15 protein-coding genes are annotated in these 14150 nt (G+C 72.6%); 4 read left to right on the top strand and 11 right to left on the bottom strand.

Features of this window, described 5'->3' with window-relative positions; all coding sequences use genetic code 11:
• Positions 1 to 301: 301 nt before the first annotated feature.
• The 6 genes from rlmB to ACIRST_RS16685 all read right to left on the bottom strand — a co-directional run bounded on the left by rlmB (position 302) and on the right by ACIRST_RS16685 (position 5619).
• The gene (gene rlmB, locus ACIRST_RS16710; protein WP_350521675.1) at positions 302 to 1294 is read right to left on the bottom strand and encodes a 23S rRNA (guanosine(2251)-2'-O)-methyltransferase RlmB; all 993 of its coding nucleotides are present in this window, start codon (positions 1292 to 1294) and stop codon (positions 302 to 304) included.
• A 137-nt stretch (positions 1295 to 1431) separates the two neighbouring features.
• On the bottom strand, positions 1432 to 2826 hold the full coding sequence (gene cysS, locus ACIRST_RS16705; protein ID WP_350521676.1) for a cysteine--tRNA ligase: 1395 nt from the start codon (positions 2824 to 2826) through the stop codon (positions 1432 to 1434).
• 96 nt (positions 2827 to 2922) lie between these two features.
• On the bottom strand, positions 2923 to 3318 hold the full coding sequence (locus ACIRST_RS16700; RefSeq protein WP_350521677.1) for a PPOX class F420-dependent oxidoreductase: 396 nt from the start codon (positions 3316 to 3318) through the stop codon (positions 2923 to 2925).
• A 197-nt stretch (positions 3319 to 3515) separates the two neighbouring features.
• Positions 3516 to 3989: a 2-C-methyl-D-erythritol 2,4-cyclodiphosphate synthase gene (gene ispF / locus ACIRST_RS16695; protein WP_402802904.1), complete on the bottom strand. Its 474-nt coding sequence runs from the start codon at positions 3987 to 3989 to the stop codon at positions 3516 to 3518.
• A 61-nt stretch (positions 3990 to 4050) separates the two neighbouring features.
• Positions 4051 to 4806, bottom strand: a complete 756-nt coding sequence (gene ispD / locus ACIRST_RS16690) for a 2-C-methyl-D-erythritol 4-phosphate cytidylyltransferase (protein WP_396545223.1) — start codon at positions 4804 to 4806, stop codon at positions 4051 to 4053.
• Positions 4807 to 5136: 330 nt separating this feature from the next.
• A complete protein-coding gene (locus tag ACIRST_RS16685; RefSeq protein WP_014136563.1) occupies positions 5137 to 5619 on the bottom strand; it encodes a CarD family transcriptional regulator in 483 nt (160 codons plus the stop codon).
• 427 nt (positions 5620 to 6046) lie between these two features.
• On the opposite strand from ACIRST_RS16685, the gene ACIRST_RS16680 reads away from it, so the two are divergent.
• On the top strand, positions 6047 to 6754 hold the full coding sequence (locus tag ACIRST_RS16680) for a DUF461 domain-containing protein (RefSeq protein WP_402802894.1): 708 nt from the start codon (positions 6047 to 6049) through the stop codon (positions 6752 to 6754).
• Positions 6755 to 6871: 117 nt separating this feature from the next.
• Here ACIRST_RS16680 and ACIRST_RS16675 read toward each other — a convergent pair whose 3' ends face one another.
• The gene (locus ACIRST_RS16675; protein ID WP_031069385.1) at positions 6872 to 7567 is read right to left on the bottom strand and encodes a response regulator transcription factor; all 696 of its coding nucleotides are present in this window, start codon (positions 7565 to 7567) and stop codon (positions 6872 to 6874) included.
• 2 nt (positions 7568 to 7569) lie between these two features.
• The gene (locus ACIRST_RS16670) at positions 7570 to 9027 is read right to left on the bottom strand and encodes a sensor histidine kinase (protein ID WP_402802893.1); all 1458 of its coding nucleotides are present in this window, start codon (positions 9025 to 9027) and stop codon (positions 7570 to 7572) included.
• A gap of 306 nt (positions 9028 to 9333) precedes the next feature.
• Between ACIRST_RS16670 and phoU the strand changes: the two genes are divergently transcribed.
• Both phoU and ACIRST_RS16660 read left to right on the top strand, forming a co-directional pair.
• Positions 9334 to 10023 carry a phosphate signaling complex protein PhoU gene (phoU, locus tag ACIRST_RS16665; RefSeq protein WP_402802892.1) on the top strand — a complete coding sequence of 230 codons (690 nt, stop codon included), beginning with the start codon at positions 9334 to 9336 and terminating at the stop codon, positions 10021 to 10023.
• A gap of 176 nt (positions 10024 to 10199) precedes the next feature.
• The gene (locus tag ACIRST_RS16660; protein WP_350521682.1) at positions 10200 to 10379 is read left to right on the top strand and encodes a hypothetical protein; all 180 of its coding nucleotides are present in this window, start codon (positions 10200 to 10202) and stop codon (positions 10377 to 10379) included.
• A 108-nt stretch (positions 10380 to 10487) separates the two neighbouring features.
• On the opposite strand, the gene ACIRST_RS16655 is transcribed toward ACIRST_RS16660, so the two are convergent.
• Positions 10488 to 11078 (bottom strand): lytic polysaccharide monooxygenase, encoded by a 591-nt coding sequence (locus tag ACIRST_RS16655; RefSeq protein WP_350521683.1) that lies wholly within the window; start codon positions 11076 to 11078, stop codon positions 10488 to 10490.
• Between the two features lie 266 nt (positions 11079 to 11344).
• Positions 11345 to 12103 (bottom strand): phosphoglyceromutase, encoded by a 759-nt coding sequence (locus tag ACIRST_RS16650; RefSeq protein ID WP_350521684.1) that lies wholly within the window; start codon positions 12101 to 12103, stop codon positions 11345 to 11347.
• Between the two features lie 150 nt (positions 12104 to 12253).
• Between ACIRST_RS16650 and ACIRST_RS16645 the strand changes: the two genes are divergently transcribed.
• Positions 12254 to 13576 (top strand): MDR family MFS transporter, encoded by a 1323-nt coding sequence (locus tag ACIRST_RS16645; protein ID WP_402802891.1) that lies wholly within the window; start codon positions 12254 to 12256, stop codon positions 13574 to 13576.
• Between the two features lie 21 nt (positions 13577 to 13597).
• Here ACIRST_RS16645 and ACIRST_RS16640 read toward each other — a convergent pair whose 3' ends face one another.
• Positions 13598 to 14143, bottom strand: a complete 546-nt coding sequence (locus tag ACIRST_RS16640) for a YbjN domain-containing protein (RefSeq protein WP_402802890.1) — start codon at positions 14141 to 14143, stop codon at positions 13598 to 13600.
• Positions 14144 to 14150 lie beyond the last annotated feature (7 nt).

Below are 14150 nucleotides of genomic sequence, written 5' to 3'. Positions count from 1 at the left end.
GGCGCCGAGGTGTTCTGGTGTCCACGCCCGTCTAACCGGGTGACGGCCGCTTAGGACACTCTCCCGGGTGGATGTCCGGCGCACACTTGAAGTGATCATGAAAAAAGCGATCGGGCCCGGTCGGACCCGATCGCCTTCCATTCGGACTGCGGGCAATTCGGAAGATCGCCTGCGCCCCGCCCGTCACCCGTGCTCAGGGCCGCGCCCGTCACTCGTGCTCAGGGGCCGGCCCGTCACCCGTGCTCAGGGCCCGGCGCGCACCGCCACCTTCCCGACCGCCTCCGCAGCCGCTCCGGCCGCCTCAGCGCTTGGCGCGCAGCCGAGCGGCCTCGTACAGCACGATGCCCGCCGCGACACCGGCGTTCAGCGACTCGGTCAGGCCCGACATCGGGATCCGCACCCGCATGTCGCAGGTCTCCGAGACCAGCCGGGACAGGCCCTTGCCCTCGCTGCCCGCGACGACCACCACGGGGCCGGTCAGCAGCTCCAGGTCGCCCAGCTCGGCCTCGCCGTCGGCGGCCAGGCCGACCACCATCAGGCCGGCCTTCTGGTAGGCCTCCAGGGTGCGGGTCAGGTTGGTGGCCCGGGCGACGGGCAGCCGGGCGGCGGCGCCGGAGGAGGTCTTCCAGGCACCGGCGGTCATGCCGGCCGCGCGGCGCTCGGGGATGACCACGCCGTGCGCGCCGAAGGCGGCGGCGGAGCGGACCACGGCGCCGAGGTTGCGGGAGTCGGTGACCCCGTCCAGGGCGATGATCAGCGCGTCCTGGCCGGCGTCGGCGGCGTCCGCCAGCAGGTCGTCGGGGTGCGCGTACTCGTACGGCGGGACCTGGAGCACCAGGCCCTGGTGGTTCATCCCGCCGGTCATCTGGTCCAGCTGGGCGCGCGGGGCCTCCATCAGCGGGATGCCGCGGTCGTTGGCGGCCTGGAAGGCGTCGCGGACGCGGTCGTCGGTGTCGATGAACTGCTGGACGTACAGCGCGTTGGCCGGCACGTCGCCCTGCAGGGCCTCGACGACGGAGTTGCGGCCGAAGACCAGCTCGGCGCTGCCCGCGCCGCCGCGGCCGCCCCGGCCGCCGGCACCGGCCCGGCGCATGCCGGCGCGGGCCTTGGCGTCCCGCTCGCGCTTGATCGCGGCGTTGGCGGCGCGCTGCTTCGGGTGGCCCTTGCGCTCCGCGCCGGGAGGGGTCGGGCCCTTGCCCTGGAGGGCCTTCCGGCTGTGCCCGCCGGTACCGACAGACGCGCCCTTCTTCGATCCGGGGTTGCGGCGGTTCCTGCGCTGGCTGTTGCCGGCCATGGCTGTACTTCCTGTCTGTCCGGCATGCCCGGCCGCCCCGCTTCTGTCCGGCGGCGGCCGACGGCATGCGCTACGTCATGCGGGAGGGCCGCACCGGTGCGGTACGGCCCACCCATCACCCCGATCGTCAGATGGGGTTACTGGCTGTTGATCGTCCAGCGCGGGCCGGACGGGGTGTCCTCGATGGCCAGCCCGGCCAGGCCGAGCTGGTCGCGGATGGCATCCGCGGTGGCGAAGTCCTTGCGCTGGCGCGCCGCCTGCCGCTGGTCCAGGACCAGGCGGACCAGCGAATCGACCACACCGTGCAGGTCCTCGCCGCGGTCCGTCCCGGCCCACTGCGGGTCGAGCGGGTCGAGGCCCAGCACTCCGAGCATCGCACGGACCTCGGCCAGTCGCGCCACCACGCTCTCCTTGTCGTCCGCGTTCAGGGCGCTGTTGCCCTGGCGGACGGCGGTGTGCACGACGGCCAACGCCTGCGGCACACCGAAGTCGTCGTCCATCGCCTCGGCGAAGGCCGGCGGCACCTCGGGCGCCGCGTCGACCGTGCCGCAGCGCTCGACGGCGCGCTGGACGAAGCCCTCGATCCGGCCGAAGCCGGCCTCGGCCTCGCGCAGCGACTCCTCGCTGTACTCGATCATCGAGCGGTAGTGCGGGGCCGCCAGGTAGTAGCGGAGCACGATCGGCCGCCAGGCACGGACCATCTCGGAGACCAGCACCGAGTTGCCCAGCGACTTGCTCATCTTCTCGCCGGCCATGGTGACCCAGGCGTTGTGCACCCAGAAGGCGGCGAAGTCGTCACCGTAGGCCTTGGACTGGGCGATCTCGTTCTCGTGGTGCGGGAAGATGAGGTCCAGCCCGCCGCCGTGGATGTCGAAGGCCGCGCCCAGGTACTTGTGGGCCATCGCCGAGCACTCCAGGTGCCAGCCCGGACGGCCGCGGCCCCACGGGGTCTCCCAGCTCGGCTCGCCGGGCTTGGTGGCCTTCCACATCGCGAAGTCGCGCTGGTCCCGCTTGCCGGTCTCGCCCTCGCCGCTCGGCTGGCGCAGGTCGTCCAGCTTCTGGTTGGAGAGCGCGAGGTAGTCCGGGTAGGACTTCACGTCGAAGTAGACGTTGCCGTCGGCCGCGTAGGCGTGGCCCTTCTCGATGAGGCCCTGCATCATCTCGATCATCTCGGGGATGTGCCCGGTGGCCCGCGGCTCGACGGTCGGCGCCAGGCAGCCGAGCGCGGTGTAGCCGTCGTTGAAGGCGCGCTCGTTCTCGTAGGCGATCTGCCACCACGGCGTGCCGAGCTCGCGCTCCTTGGCGATGATCTTGTCGTCGATGTCGGTGACGTTCCGGGCGAAGGTCACCTGGTAGCCGCGGTAGGCGAACCACCGCTGCATGATGTCGAAGTTGAGCCCGGAACGGATGTGCCCGATGTGAGGCGCCGACTGGACGGTAGCGCCGCACAGGTAGATCGAGACACAACCCGGTACAAGCGGGACGAAGTCGCGTACCTGGCGGGTGCTGGTGTCGTACAGACGAATGCTCACAGCGTCAAGCGTAGTGGGCAGTGGGGGGTGCCCCGCCACATTCCCCGGGACGACGGTGCACGATCCCGGGGAACGGCAGGTCGCGGGCGGAACGGATCAGAGGCTGCCGACCACCTTGCGCGGGGTGAGCCGCACGATCACCCGGACGTCGTCCGGGCCGTCCCAGGTGTACTTGTCCACCCCGCGGTACTTGGCGGCCAGCTCGTCGATCAGGTCCCGGCCGCCCTCGGTGGTCATGGTGACCTCCCCGCGCGCCTCCAGGTACTCGTACGGGCTGTCCGCCGGGTTGAGCAGGATCGAGACGCGCGGGTCCCGCACCAGGTTGAGGTGCTTGCGACGGCCCTCGACGGTGGAGAACAGGATGTCGTCGCCGTCCCGCTTGACCCAGACCACCGAGGACTGGGGGCTGCCGTCGGGCTGGATGGTGGAGACCACGGCGAAGCTCTTGCCGTCGATCAACGCCTTGGCACGGTCGGAGAGTTGGGCGGTCATCTGGCGAACCTCATCTCGTCGGCGGCGGTAACGGCCCGGGGGGGGGGGGAAGCCCCGCGCGGGCCCGAAGCCGAACAGTATCGACTCGGGCCCCCACGCCAGCTGGTGAACACCCGTCAGGTGCGGATTTCTTCCGCGCCCCGCCGCTCACCGGTCCGCTCGACCGCCGGCCCACCGGCCCGCCCGACCGGCCGGCCTCAACGCCGCTCGTACACCAGGGCGGTGGCGATCGCGGCCAGCCCCTCGGCCCGGCCGGTCAGGCCCAGGCCGTCGGTGGTGGTGCCGGAGACCGAGACCGGCGCACCGGCGGCCTCGGACAGCGCGGCCTGCGCCTCGGCCCGCCGCTTGCCGATCTTCGGCCGGACCCCGATCACCTGGACCGAGATGTTGCCGATCTCGAAGCCCGCCTCGCGGACCAGCCGGGCCGCCTCGCCGAGCAGCTTCACCCCGGAGGCGCCGGACCACTCCGGACGGTCGGTGCCGAAGTGGGCGCCCAGGTCGCCGATCCCGGCGGCCGAGAACAGCGCGTCGCAGGAGGCGTGCGCGGCCACGTCGGCGTCCGAGTGCCCGGCCAGCCCGACCCCGGCGTCCGGCCACTCCAGGCCGGCGACCCACAGCGGGCGGCCGGCCTCGAAGGCGTGCACGTCGGTGCCGATCCCGACGCGGGGCATCACGACGGCGGGGGCGCCGGGGGCGGCGGGGGCCTGGGGGTCAGCGGCGGGGGTCTGCGGGTCAGTAGGCATCGGCGGCCCTCCGGCGGGCGAGTACGGCCTCGGCGAGCACGAGGTCCAACGGACGGGTGACCTTGAACGCCTCCTCGTGGCCGGGCACCACGACGACCCGGTCGCCGTAGCGCTCGACCAGGCCGGCGTCGTCGGTGACCGGCGGTGCGCCGGCAGCGCCGGCGCTCTCCTCGGCCAGCGCCTTGGCGTGCACCTCGACCAGGGTGGCGCGGTCGAAGCCCTGCGGGGTCTGCACCGCGCGCAGGGTGGACCGCTCGGGCGTGTCGAGCACCGGCTCGGGGCCGCCCGGGTTCGGCTCGACCCGCTTCACGGTGTCGGCCAGCGGCACCGCGGGCACCACGGCCCGCGCCCCGGCCCGCACGGCGGCCGCGACGGCGTCCACCACCTCGACCGGCACCAGCGGACGGGCCGCGTCGTGCACCAGGACGATCTCCACGTCCTCCGGGATCGCGGCCAGGCCCAGCCGGACCGACTCCTGGCGGGTCGCGCCGCCGGCCACCACGCGGATGTCCTTGCCGTCCAGCCCGTGGCTGTCCAGCAGGGCGACCACCTCGGCCACCCCGTCGGCGGGTGCGGCGACCACGACCAGGCCGACCGCCCGGCTGCGGGCCAGTGCCCGGACGGCGTGCACCAGGAGCGGCACACCGCCCAGCTCCCGCAGGGCCTTCGGGGCCCCGGGGCCCAGGCGCTCACCGCGCCCGGCGGCGGGCACCACTGCTGCTGCGACTGCTGCTGACGCGTTCAGGTTTCACTCCTTCGGCGAAGTGGGTATGGCCATGGCGTGCCCGGCGGGCGCAAGGGCCCCTTCCGAAGAACCACGGTCCGCTGCCCGCCGCACAGCTCCGCAGGACCCGTGTCCGCGCTCCGCGGGAGATCCGCGAAAGGGCGGGTACGGGAACGGTCCCACAGGCCCCGGCCGGTTCGGTGGGCCCGGGCGGGAGGCGTCGTCCGGACACGCCTCAGCGCCCGGAGTGCCACTGCACCACTCCCGGACGGTTCGTCCGAGGAGCGGCGCGCCGGCACCGGGCGCTGTGAGCGTTGGGCGGCAGCCCGACCGCATGCGGTGACGCGTGCGCTACGAGGCGAGGACCTCGTCGAGCAGCGTTTCCGCCTTGTCCTCGTTGGTGTTCTCCGCCAGCGCGAGCTCGCTGACGAGGATCTGGCGCGCCTTCGCGAGCATCCGCTTCTCGCCGGCCGAGAGGCCGCGCTCGCGCTCGCGACGCCAGAGGTCGCGCACAACCTCGGCGACCTTGATAACGTCGCCCGAGGCGAGCTTCTCCAGGTTCGCCTTGTAGCGACGGGACCAGTTGGTCGGCTCTTCCGTGTACGGTGCGCGCAGCACCTCGAAGACCCGGTCCAGACCCTCCTGGCCGACTACATCGCGCACGCCGACGAACTCCGCGTTCTCGGCGGGCACGCGGAGCGTCAGGTCTCCCTGCTGCACCTTGAGCACCAGGTAGGTCTTGTCCACACCTTTGATCTGGCGAGTTTCGATGGCCTCGATCAGCGCGGCCCCGTGATGGGGGTAGACCACCGTGTCGCCAACCTTGAACGTCATGTGACAGGACCCCTTCCGTGGCTTTCCAGAATAACACGCTTCTCGGCGCACCCGAAGGGCGTTTTCGCAGGTCAGGGCAGGTCTCGGGGCTTGACAAGCACCCCCATGACGTGCTGCGACCGGTGTTCGAGAGGGGCTTCCCGCAGGTCGGAGGCGGTTCCGGGGTTCGACGAAACCCTTGCGCAACACCCCCGCAACCATGATTGGATCTTGAGCTTTCACCCCTTTTCCGGTCGCGACCCAATCGTTATTCGATCTTGGTCGAAGCTTGTCCGCGATGTGACCTGGACATGGCGGACGTACCGCCGGACGGCTCCCGGCGGCCCCCGGGAGTGCGACACGGGGACCACCCCGTGAGGAGCGCATAAGTGAGGTCGATAATCTGAGACCTGACCTACCGACACGTGACTTAGGAGAAGCCGCCGCCGTGAGCCGCAGCCTTCGACGCGGCAGCATCGCCGCCATCGCCGCCATCGCCATCGCCTCGCTGTCCTCCTGCGCCGCCGGCAACACGCCGGACACCCTGCAGGTCAAGCCCGACAACGCGGCGGCAACCATCGGGACGCACCTGAAGCTGAACAACATCGTGGTCGTCACCGGGGAGGGCACCTCCGGCGACTACACCGGGCCCGCCAACGTGGTCGTGAACATCGCGAACACCTCGGACGTCCCGGCCGAGCTGCAGTCCGTGACCGTCGACACCGCCGCTGCGACCCTGGCCGACGCCGCGGGTGCCCCGCTGACCGGCCTCGTCATCCCGGCCGGCGGCGCCGTCGCGATCGGTGGTCAGGGCAACCCGACCGCCACCGTCCCCAACGCCACCGTCCACGTCGGCGGCTTCGCCGCCACGACCTTCACCTTCAAGGACGGCCAGAAGGTCGACGTCCAGGCCGGCGTGAGCCCGGACGGCAAGGGCCTCTACAAGGGCTACGGCCCGACCCCCTCGCCGACCGTCGCGCCCGTCAAGACCACCCCCGGCGCGACCGCCCCGGCCGCCGGTGCCACCACCACCCCGGGCGCCACGACCACCCCGGGCGCCACGACCACCCCCGGTGCCACCACCGCCCCGGGCGCGGCCACCGGTACGGCCGTCCCGGCCGGCGCCACCACCCCGGCTGTCCCGGCCTCGCACTGACCCTGTGCACCGCCTCCGGCGGGCCCGCCCGGGCCCGCCGGAGCGACGCGAAGGCCCCCTCCGGCGACTGCCGGCGGGGGCCTTCCGCGCAGGACGCGCAGGAGGGGAGGCTACGGCTTACGGCTCGAACTTGTAGCCCAGGCCGCGCACGGTGACCAGGTAGCGCGGCGCGCCCGGGTCCGGCTCGATCTTGGCCCGCAGGCGCTTCACGTGGACGTCCAGGGTCTTGGTGTCGCCGACGTAGTCCGCGCCCCAGACCCGGTCGATCAGCTGCATGCGGGTGAGCACCCGGCCCGCGTTGCGCAGCAGCATCTCCAGCAGGTCGAACTCCTTGAGCGGCAGGTCGACCTTGGCGCCGTCCACGGTCACCACGTGCCGGTCCACGTCCATCCGGACCGGGCCCGCCTCCAGGGCGCCCGGGCCGCCGCCGTTGTCGCCCGCGCCGCCGTCCTCGCCGCGGCGCCGCAGCACCGCGCGGATCCGGGCGACCAGCTCCCGGGTGGAGTACGGCTTGGTGACGTAGTCGTCAGCGCCTATCTCCAGCCCGACGACCTTGTCGATCTCGCTGTCCTTGGCGGTCACCATGATCACCGGGACGTTCGACCGCACCCGGAGCTGGCGGCAGACCTCGGTGCCGGGCAGGCCCGGCAGCATCAGGTCGAGCAGGACGAGGTCGGCACCGTTGCGTTCGAACTGCTCCAGGGCGTCGGGGCCGGTAGCGGCCACGGCCACCTCGAAGCCCTCCTTGCGGAGCATGTACGAGAGGGCGTCGCTGAACGACTCCTCGTCCTCGACCACCAGTACTCGGGTCACGATCAGGCCTCCGGGGCAAACTGCGGGGTTGTGTCTGACAGGTGTTGTTCCCGCTCCCCGGCGGGGAGCGAACGGCCGGTGCGGTCCGTGTGGGCCGTACGGTCCGTGGTGAGGGTCCGGGGTGCCGCGGCGGGCGCGGCGGCGTGCGGCTCGTGGTCGGGCTCGGCGTCCGTCCCGGCCGACCGGTCGTGGCCGGCGCGCTCGTCGGGCTCGTCGTGCTCGTCGTACTCGTCGGGCTCGTCGGCGGGCACCTGCGCGGCGGGCAGGCGGAGGGTGAAGGTCGACCCCTGGCCCTCGACGCTCCACACCGACACGGTTCCGCCGTGCGAGGCGGCGACGTGCTTCACGATGGAGAGGCCGAGGCCGGTGCCGCCGGTGGCCCGGGAGCGGGCCGGGTCGACGCGGTAGAAGCGTTCGAAGACCCGCTCGCGGTCCTTCTCGGAGATGCCGATGCCCTGGTCGGTGACCGAGATCTCGATGAGCTCGCCGTCCGCCTCCCCGAGCGCCGCGGCGCTGGAGATCCGGCGGGTGGCGATCGCCACCCGGGTGCGGGGCGGACTGTAGTTGACGGCGTTCTCGACCAGGTTGCCGAGCGCGGCGGCGAGCTGGCCGCGGTTGCCGTGCAGGTAGAGGCCGGCGATGCCGCCCGCCGCGATGAGGATCTGCTTGGCGGCCGCCTGCTGGCGGCAGCGGTCGATCGCCTCGGCGATCAGCTCGTCCACCGCGACCGGCTCGGGGTCGACCATCAGCCGGTCGTCCTGGACCCGGGAGAGGTCGATGATCTCCTGGACCAGGCTGGCCAGCCGGGCGGCCTCGACCTGCATGCGGCCGGCGAAGCGCTGCACCGCCTCCGGGTCGTCGGACGCGTCGACGACCGCCTCGGACAGCAGCGACAGGGCGCCGACGGGAGTCTTGAGTTCATGGCTGACGTTGGCGACGAAGTCCCGGCGGACCGCCTCCACCCGGCGCCGCTCGGTCTGGTCCTCGACCAGCACCAGCACCAGCCGGGAGCCCAGCGGGGCGACCCGGACGGAGACCGCGAGCGGCTCGGCCGCGCGGGCCGCGCCCGGTCGGGGCACCTCCAGCTCGACCTGGCGGATCTCGCCGTCCCGGCGGGTGCCGCGGGCCAGTGCGAGCATCTGGTCCACGGCGACCGCGCCTCCGCGCACCAGGCCCATCGCGTACGCCGCCGAGCTGGCCTTGACCACCTCGTCGCCCTCGCCGAGCACGATCGCGCAGGAGCGCAGCACGGAGAGCACGGTGTCGACCCCCGGCGGCAGGGGCGGCTCGGGGTTGCCGGTGCCCAGTGCCTGGTACCGGCTGTGGTTCCTGCCGCTGGTGCCGCTGTACTTGCCCCTGGCCTGCTCGCGCTCGCTCCAGCGGAATGCGATGGAGGCGGTGAGGCCGACGCCGAGCCCGGCTATGGCGCAGGCAGCGGCGGCGGCCACGTTCACGTCCATGTGGCCAGCGTAAGCGCACGGCCAGGCCACTCCCCAAGGGCTGGGTCAAGGCATCGATCACACGTTGCCGAGAATTCACCTTCATGTAGCTGTCGATTCACCGCACTGGCCGTGCTGCGTCGCCCTGGCGGCGGAAAGTTGGCCGGGCAGCCCGTGTGGGAGAGACCGGTGTGCCGTTCGACGGCCACCGGCTCAGGTGTGCGCGTACGATGCGCGCCACCAGCAGCGGTCGCCCGGACGCCGCAACGGCGGTCGGACGGGTCGGCCGGTCGGCACCGCCACCGACACAGCTTCTGAGGAGAGAACATGCGCGACGCGTACCACGAGGAACTCGATGCGATCGGCGACAGCCTGGTCGAGATGGCCCGGCTGGCCGGCTCCGCCCTCGGCCGCGCCACCACCGCCCTCCTCGACGCGGACCTGGCGCTGGCGGAGAGCGTGATCGCCGCCGACGAGAACATCAACGAGCTGCACCACGAGCTGGAGAACCGGGCGATCGACCTGCTCGCCCGCCAGCAGCCGGTCGCCACCGACCTGCGGATAGTCGTCACCTCGCTGCGGATGAGCGCCGACCTGGAGCGCTGCGGCGACCTCGCCCGGCACGTCGCCAAGGTCGCGCGGATGCGCTACCCCGACACGGCCGTGCCGCGCGACCTGCACTCGACCGTCCTGGAGATGGGCCAGCTCGCCCAGCGCCTGGTGGCCAAGGCCGGCCTGGTGATCGCCACCAAGGACGTCGACAAGGCCCTGGAGATGGAGCAGGACGACGACGCCATCGACACCCTGCACCGCGAGCTGCTGTCGCACCTGATCGACGAGCGCTGGCACCACGGCATCGAGACCGCCGTCGACATCACCCTGGTCGGCCGCTACTACGAGCGCTTCGCGGACCACGCGGTGTCGGTCGCCAAGCGCGTGGTGTACCTGGTGACGGGCGAGCACGTGGCCGAGTTCGTGGCCTCCTCCGAGACCTCGGAGGCCGGCTCGGCGGAGTGAGCCCCGTTCCGAGGGCCACTCCCCCGAGGAGCGGGTAAACCCGTGGCGGCGGTGGTGCGGGCGCACGGTCTTCCGTACGCCCCACCACCGCGCGCCCGTTGACGCTCCCTCCGTCCGGCGGTTTCACTCGACGTATCGGGCGCCGCAGTGCGCCCGCTTCACGGAGGGAACGCTCGATGAAGGCCAACCCGACCCGCCCGGCACCCGCCCGCGACACCGTCGAGCCGCCCGCCCCGAAGCTGCTGCCCGTCCTCGCCGCCGGCTGCGGCTGCGGCCCGGGTTGCGGCTGCGGCTGCCAGTCCGGTGCGCCCTGCCAGTGCGGTGGCGCGGACGGCGGCTGCTGCGGCGGGCACTGACGGCCTCGGGTGCACGACCGCCGTGGGCGACGGCCGTGCACCCGGTGGCCCGTGCCCGGTCCGCACCGGACCCGCGCCGTACCCGCGTCAGGCGTCAGGCGTCAGGCGTCAGAACGTGACGTCGGTGCAGGAGTAGAAGGCGTTCCCGGTGTCGGCGATCTCCCAGACCGCGACGACCACCTGGTGGCCGGTGCGCCCGCCCGGGACGGTCGCGGTGTGGCTGAGCGTGCTCGGCACCTGCTTCCCGCCGTACGGGACGGTCAGGAAGGGCGTCAGCTCCAGGCTCGCCCGGGTGACCGGTCGGCTCGCGTCGTAGCCCGGCTTGGTCAGGTAGTACGTGAAGTTCGTGGTGGCGTGCCGGGCGGTGAACCGCCAGGTGAAGGTGAGCTGTCGGCCGGCCGTCACCGGTGTGGTCGGCCAGGCGCCGCCGTGCGGATCGTCCAGCTCGGCGAAGCGCGCGTTGCCGCCGGCGCAGATGGTGCCGTCTGACGGGCCTGCCGACGGGAAGCCCTTCGGCCCCTCGACGCTCTGCGGCTCCCACTGGATGTCACCGCAGTCCCAGGCGACCGCGTCCGCGGCGCAGAGCGCGGCCCGGCTGGGCGGGGTCGAGATGTACCCGTGCGAGGACGCCGGAAGGGCGAAGGTGAGCGGGATCGCCAGTGCGGCGACCGCCGCCCCGACGATGTGACGTGTGCGCATGGTGCTCCTCCGTGGGGGTGGATGGAGAGTGCACCGGGGCGCGGACGCGCACGTGGGGGTGCGGGCCCGGACGGGGAGGTCCATGGCATGCCCGCGCCGGCCCGGTGCCCTCACGGTAGGAGCCACCGCCACCACCCGTCAATGGTCTGAACCACTTTCGGATCCGCCCAACTCGCCTGCCGGACAAGCCCGTTGAACGCAAAAGGCCCCGCCCCGGCGAACCGGGTGGCGGGGCCTGCTCGCCCTCTCGGGCGCGCTGCTCGGGCTTACTTCTTGCCCTGGTTCTTGACCGCCTCGATGGCCGCCGCGGCGGCGTCCGGGTCGAGGTAGCGGCCGCCCTTGGTGACGGGCTTGAAGTCGGCGTCCAGCTCGTAGACCAGCGGGATGCCGGTCGGGATGTTCAGGCCGGCGATGGCCTCGTCGGAGACGCCGTCGAGGTGCTTGACCAGCGCGCGCAGGCTGTTGCCGTGGGCGGTGACCAGGACGGTCTTGCCGGAGGCGAGGTCCGGGACGATGGCGTCGTACCAGTACGGCAGCATCCGCTCGACGACGTCCTTCAGGCACTCGGTGCGCGGACGCAGCTCGCTCGGGATGTCGGCGTAGCGGGCGTCACCGGCCTGCGAGTACTCGGAGTCGTCGGCCAGCACCGGCGGCGGGGTGTCGTAGGAGCGGCGCCACAGCTGGAACTGCTCCTCGCCGAACTCGGCCAGGGTCTGGGCCTTGTCCTTGCCCTGCAGCGCACCGTAGTGCCGCTCGTTCAGGCGCCAGCTGCGGCTGACCGGGATCCAGTGGCGGTCGGCCTTGTCCAGGGCGATCTGCGAGGTGCGGATGGCGCGGCGCAGGAGCGAGGTGTGCAGCACGTCGGGGAGCAGACCCTCGGCGGCCAGGAGCTCGCCACCACGGGCGGCCTCCTTCTCACCCTTCTCGTTGAGGTCGACGTCGACCCAACCGGTGAACAGGTTCTTCTGGTTCCACTGGCTCTCGCCGTGACGGAGCAGGATGAGTCGGTACGTCGTGTCAGCCATGGGCCCCAGCTTAGTGGAGGGCCCGAAAACCCCTGGTGGGGACCTTGCCGAGCTGTGTAACGTGTGCTCCGCGCATCTGCCACTTACATGCGTCGGCTGACCGGGCCTGCCCGCGCCGCTCAGCGGACGCCTGCCCTCGGGAGCCCCCACATGCTCGTCGCCGCCCGGTTCCGACGAATGATCCAGGAGACGGCGGGCGGACTGCCGCGCCGGTTCTGGTGGCTCTGGGTCGCGACCCTGGTCAACCGGCTCGGCGCCTTCGTCGTCACCTTCCTGGCGCTCTACCTCACCAGCAGCCGCGGGTACTCCCCCGCCTACGCGGGCCTGGTCGCCTCCCTGTTCGGCCTGGGCTCGGCGGCCTCCTCGATCGTCGCCGGGGTGCTGACCGACCGGATCGGGCGCCGGCCCACCCTGCTCGCCGCCCAGCTCGGCACCGCACTGTTCACCGTCGTGCTCGGCTTCACCGACGGCCGGGTGGCGATCGCGGTGGTGGCCTTCCTGGTGGGGTTCTGCAACAACGCCACCCGGCCGGCCATCTCGGCGATCATCGCGGACATCGTCCCCGCCGCCGACCGGGTCCGCGCCTACTCGCTGAACTTCTGGGCGATCAACCTGGGCTTCGGCCTCTCCTCGGCGGTCGCCGGCCTGATCGCCAGCCACGGCTACCTGATGCTCTTCCTGCTGGACGCGGTCTCCACGGTGCTGTGCGCCGTGGTGATCTTCCTCAGGATCCCGGAGACCAAGCCCGACACCCCGGCGGGCGCCAGGGCCGACGAGCCGACGGTCGGCCTCGTCACGGTGTTCCGCGACAGCCGCTTCATGGCCGTGGTCGGCCTCACCCTGCTGCTCGCCCTGGTGCTGCAGCAGGGCGCCACCACCCTCGCGGTGGACATGGACCGCCAGGGGATCACGTCCTCCGAGTACGGCCTGGTCATCGGACTGAACGGACTGCTGATCGTGCTGCTGCAGATCCCGCTCACCCGGTGGGTGGAGAGCCGCAGCCGCTCGGCCATGCTCGCGGCGGCCTCGCTGTTCATCGGCTGGGGATTCGGGATGACGGCCCTGGCCGGGTCGTCCGCGTGGTTCTACGCCTTCACGGTGGCGGTCTGGACGGTCGGCGAGATCCTCTACACCCCGACCCTGATGGGCCTGATCGCCGAGTTGTCGCCGACCCACGCCCGCGGGCGCTACCAGGGCGTCTACGGGCTCTCCTGGTCGCTCGCCTCGTTCCTCGGCCCGGCCGTGGGCGGTGTGCTGCTGGAACGGGCCGGCGGCGGGGCGCTGTGGGGCGCGTGCGGGGTCGTCGGCACGGTCGCCGCGGTCGGCTACGTGACGATGGGCGGGCGGACCGGTACCGCTGTCGCCGCCCGCTCCGGCGAGGTCGTCGCGGTCGCGGCTCCCACGACGGAGGCCGTCCCGGCACCTGCCGCGGAGCCCGCCTCGGAGGCCGCGAAGGCCCCCGCGGGCGCCTGAGCCCCGGCGGCCGACCCGCCGTCAGCCGGCGGCCGGGGCGGAGCCCGGAGCGCCGTCCCGGGTGTCCGGGGCGGCAAGGTGGGCGAAGGCGGCCAGGTTGCGGGTGGACTCCCCGCGCTTGGTGCGCCACTCCCACTCGCGCCGGATCGCCGAGGCGAAGCCCAGCTCCAGCAGCGTGTTGAAGGGCTCGTCGGCGTTCTCCAGCACCGTCCCCAGCAGCCGGTCCACCACCACCGGGGTGAGCGCCTCCAGCGGCAGCCGGCCCGCCAGGTAGACGTCGCCGAGCGCGTCGACCGCGTAGGCCACGCCGTACAGCTTGGTGTTGCGCTCCAGGAGCCAGCGGTAGACGGCCTCGTGGTTCTCGTCCGGGCGGCGGACCACGAAGGCGTTCACCGACAGGGTGTGGTCACCGACCCGCAGGGCGCAGGTGGTGCTCAGCTTCCGGGTGCCCGGGAGGGTCGCCACCAGCGTGTACGGGTCGGTGGCGGCCGGCTCCCAGGCCACCCCGGCGTCGTCCAGGGCGGTGCGCAGGAGGGTCAGGGCCTCGTCCTTGGTGCGGATTGCCATGAAGGTG

The sequence above is a fragment of the Kitasatospora sp. NPDC101447 genome (genome assembly GCF_044767225.1).
GTDB lineage: Bacteria > Actinomycetota > Actinomycetes > Streptomycetales > Streptomycetaceae > Kitasatospora.
The sequence above is the reverse complement of the archived record's forward strand: the minus strand, read 5'-3'. Positions and strand labels throughout refer to the sequence as shown.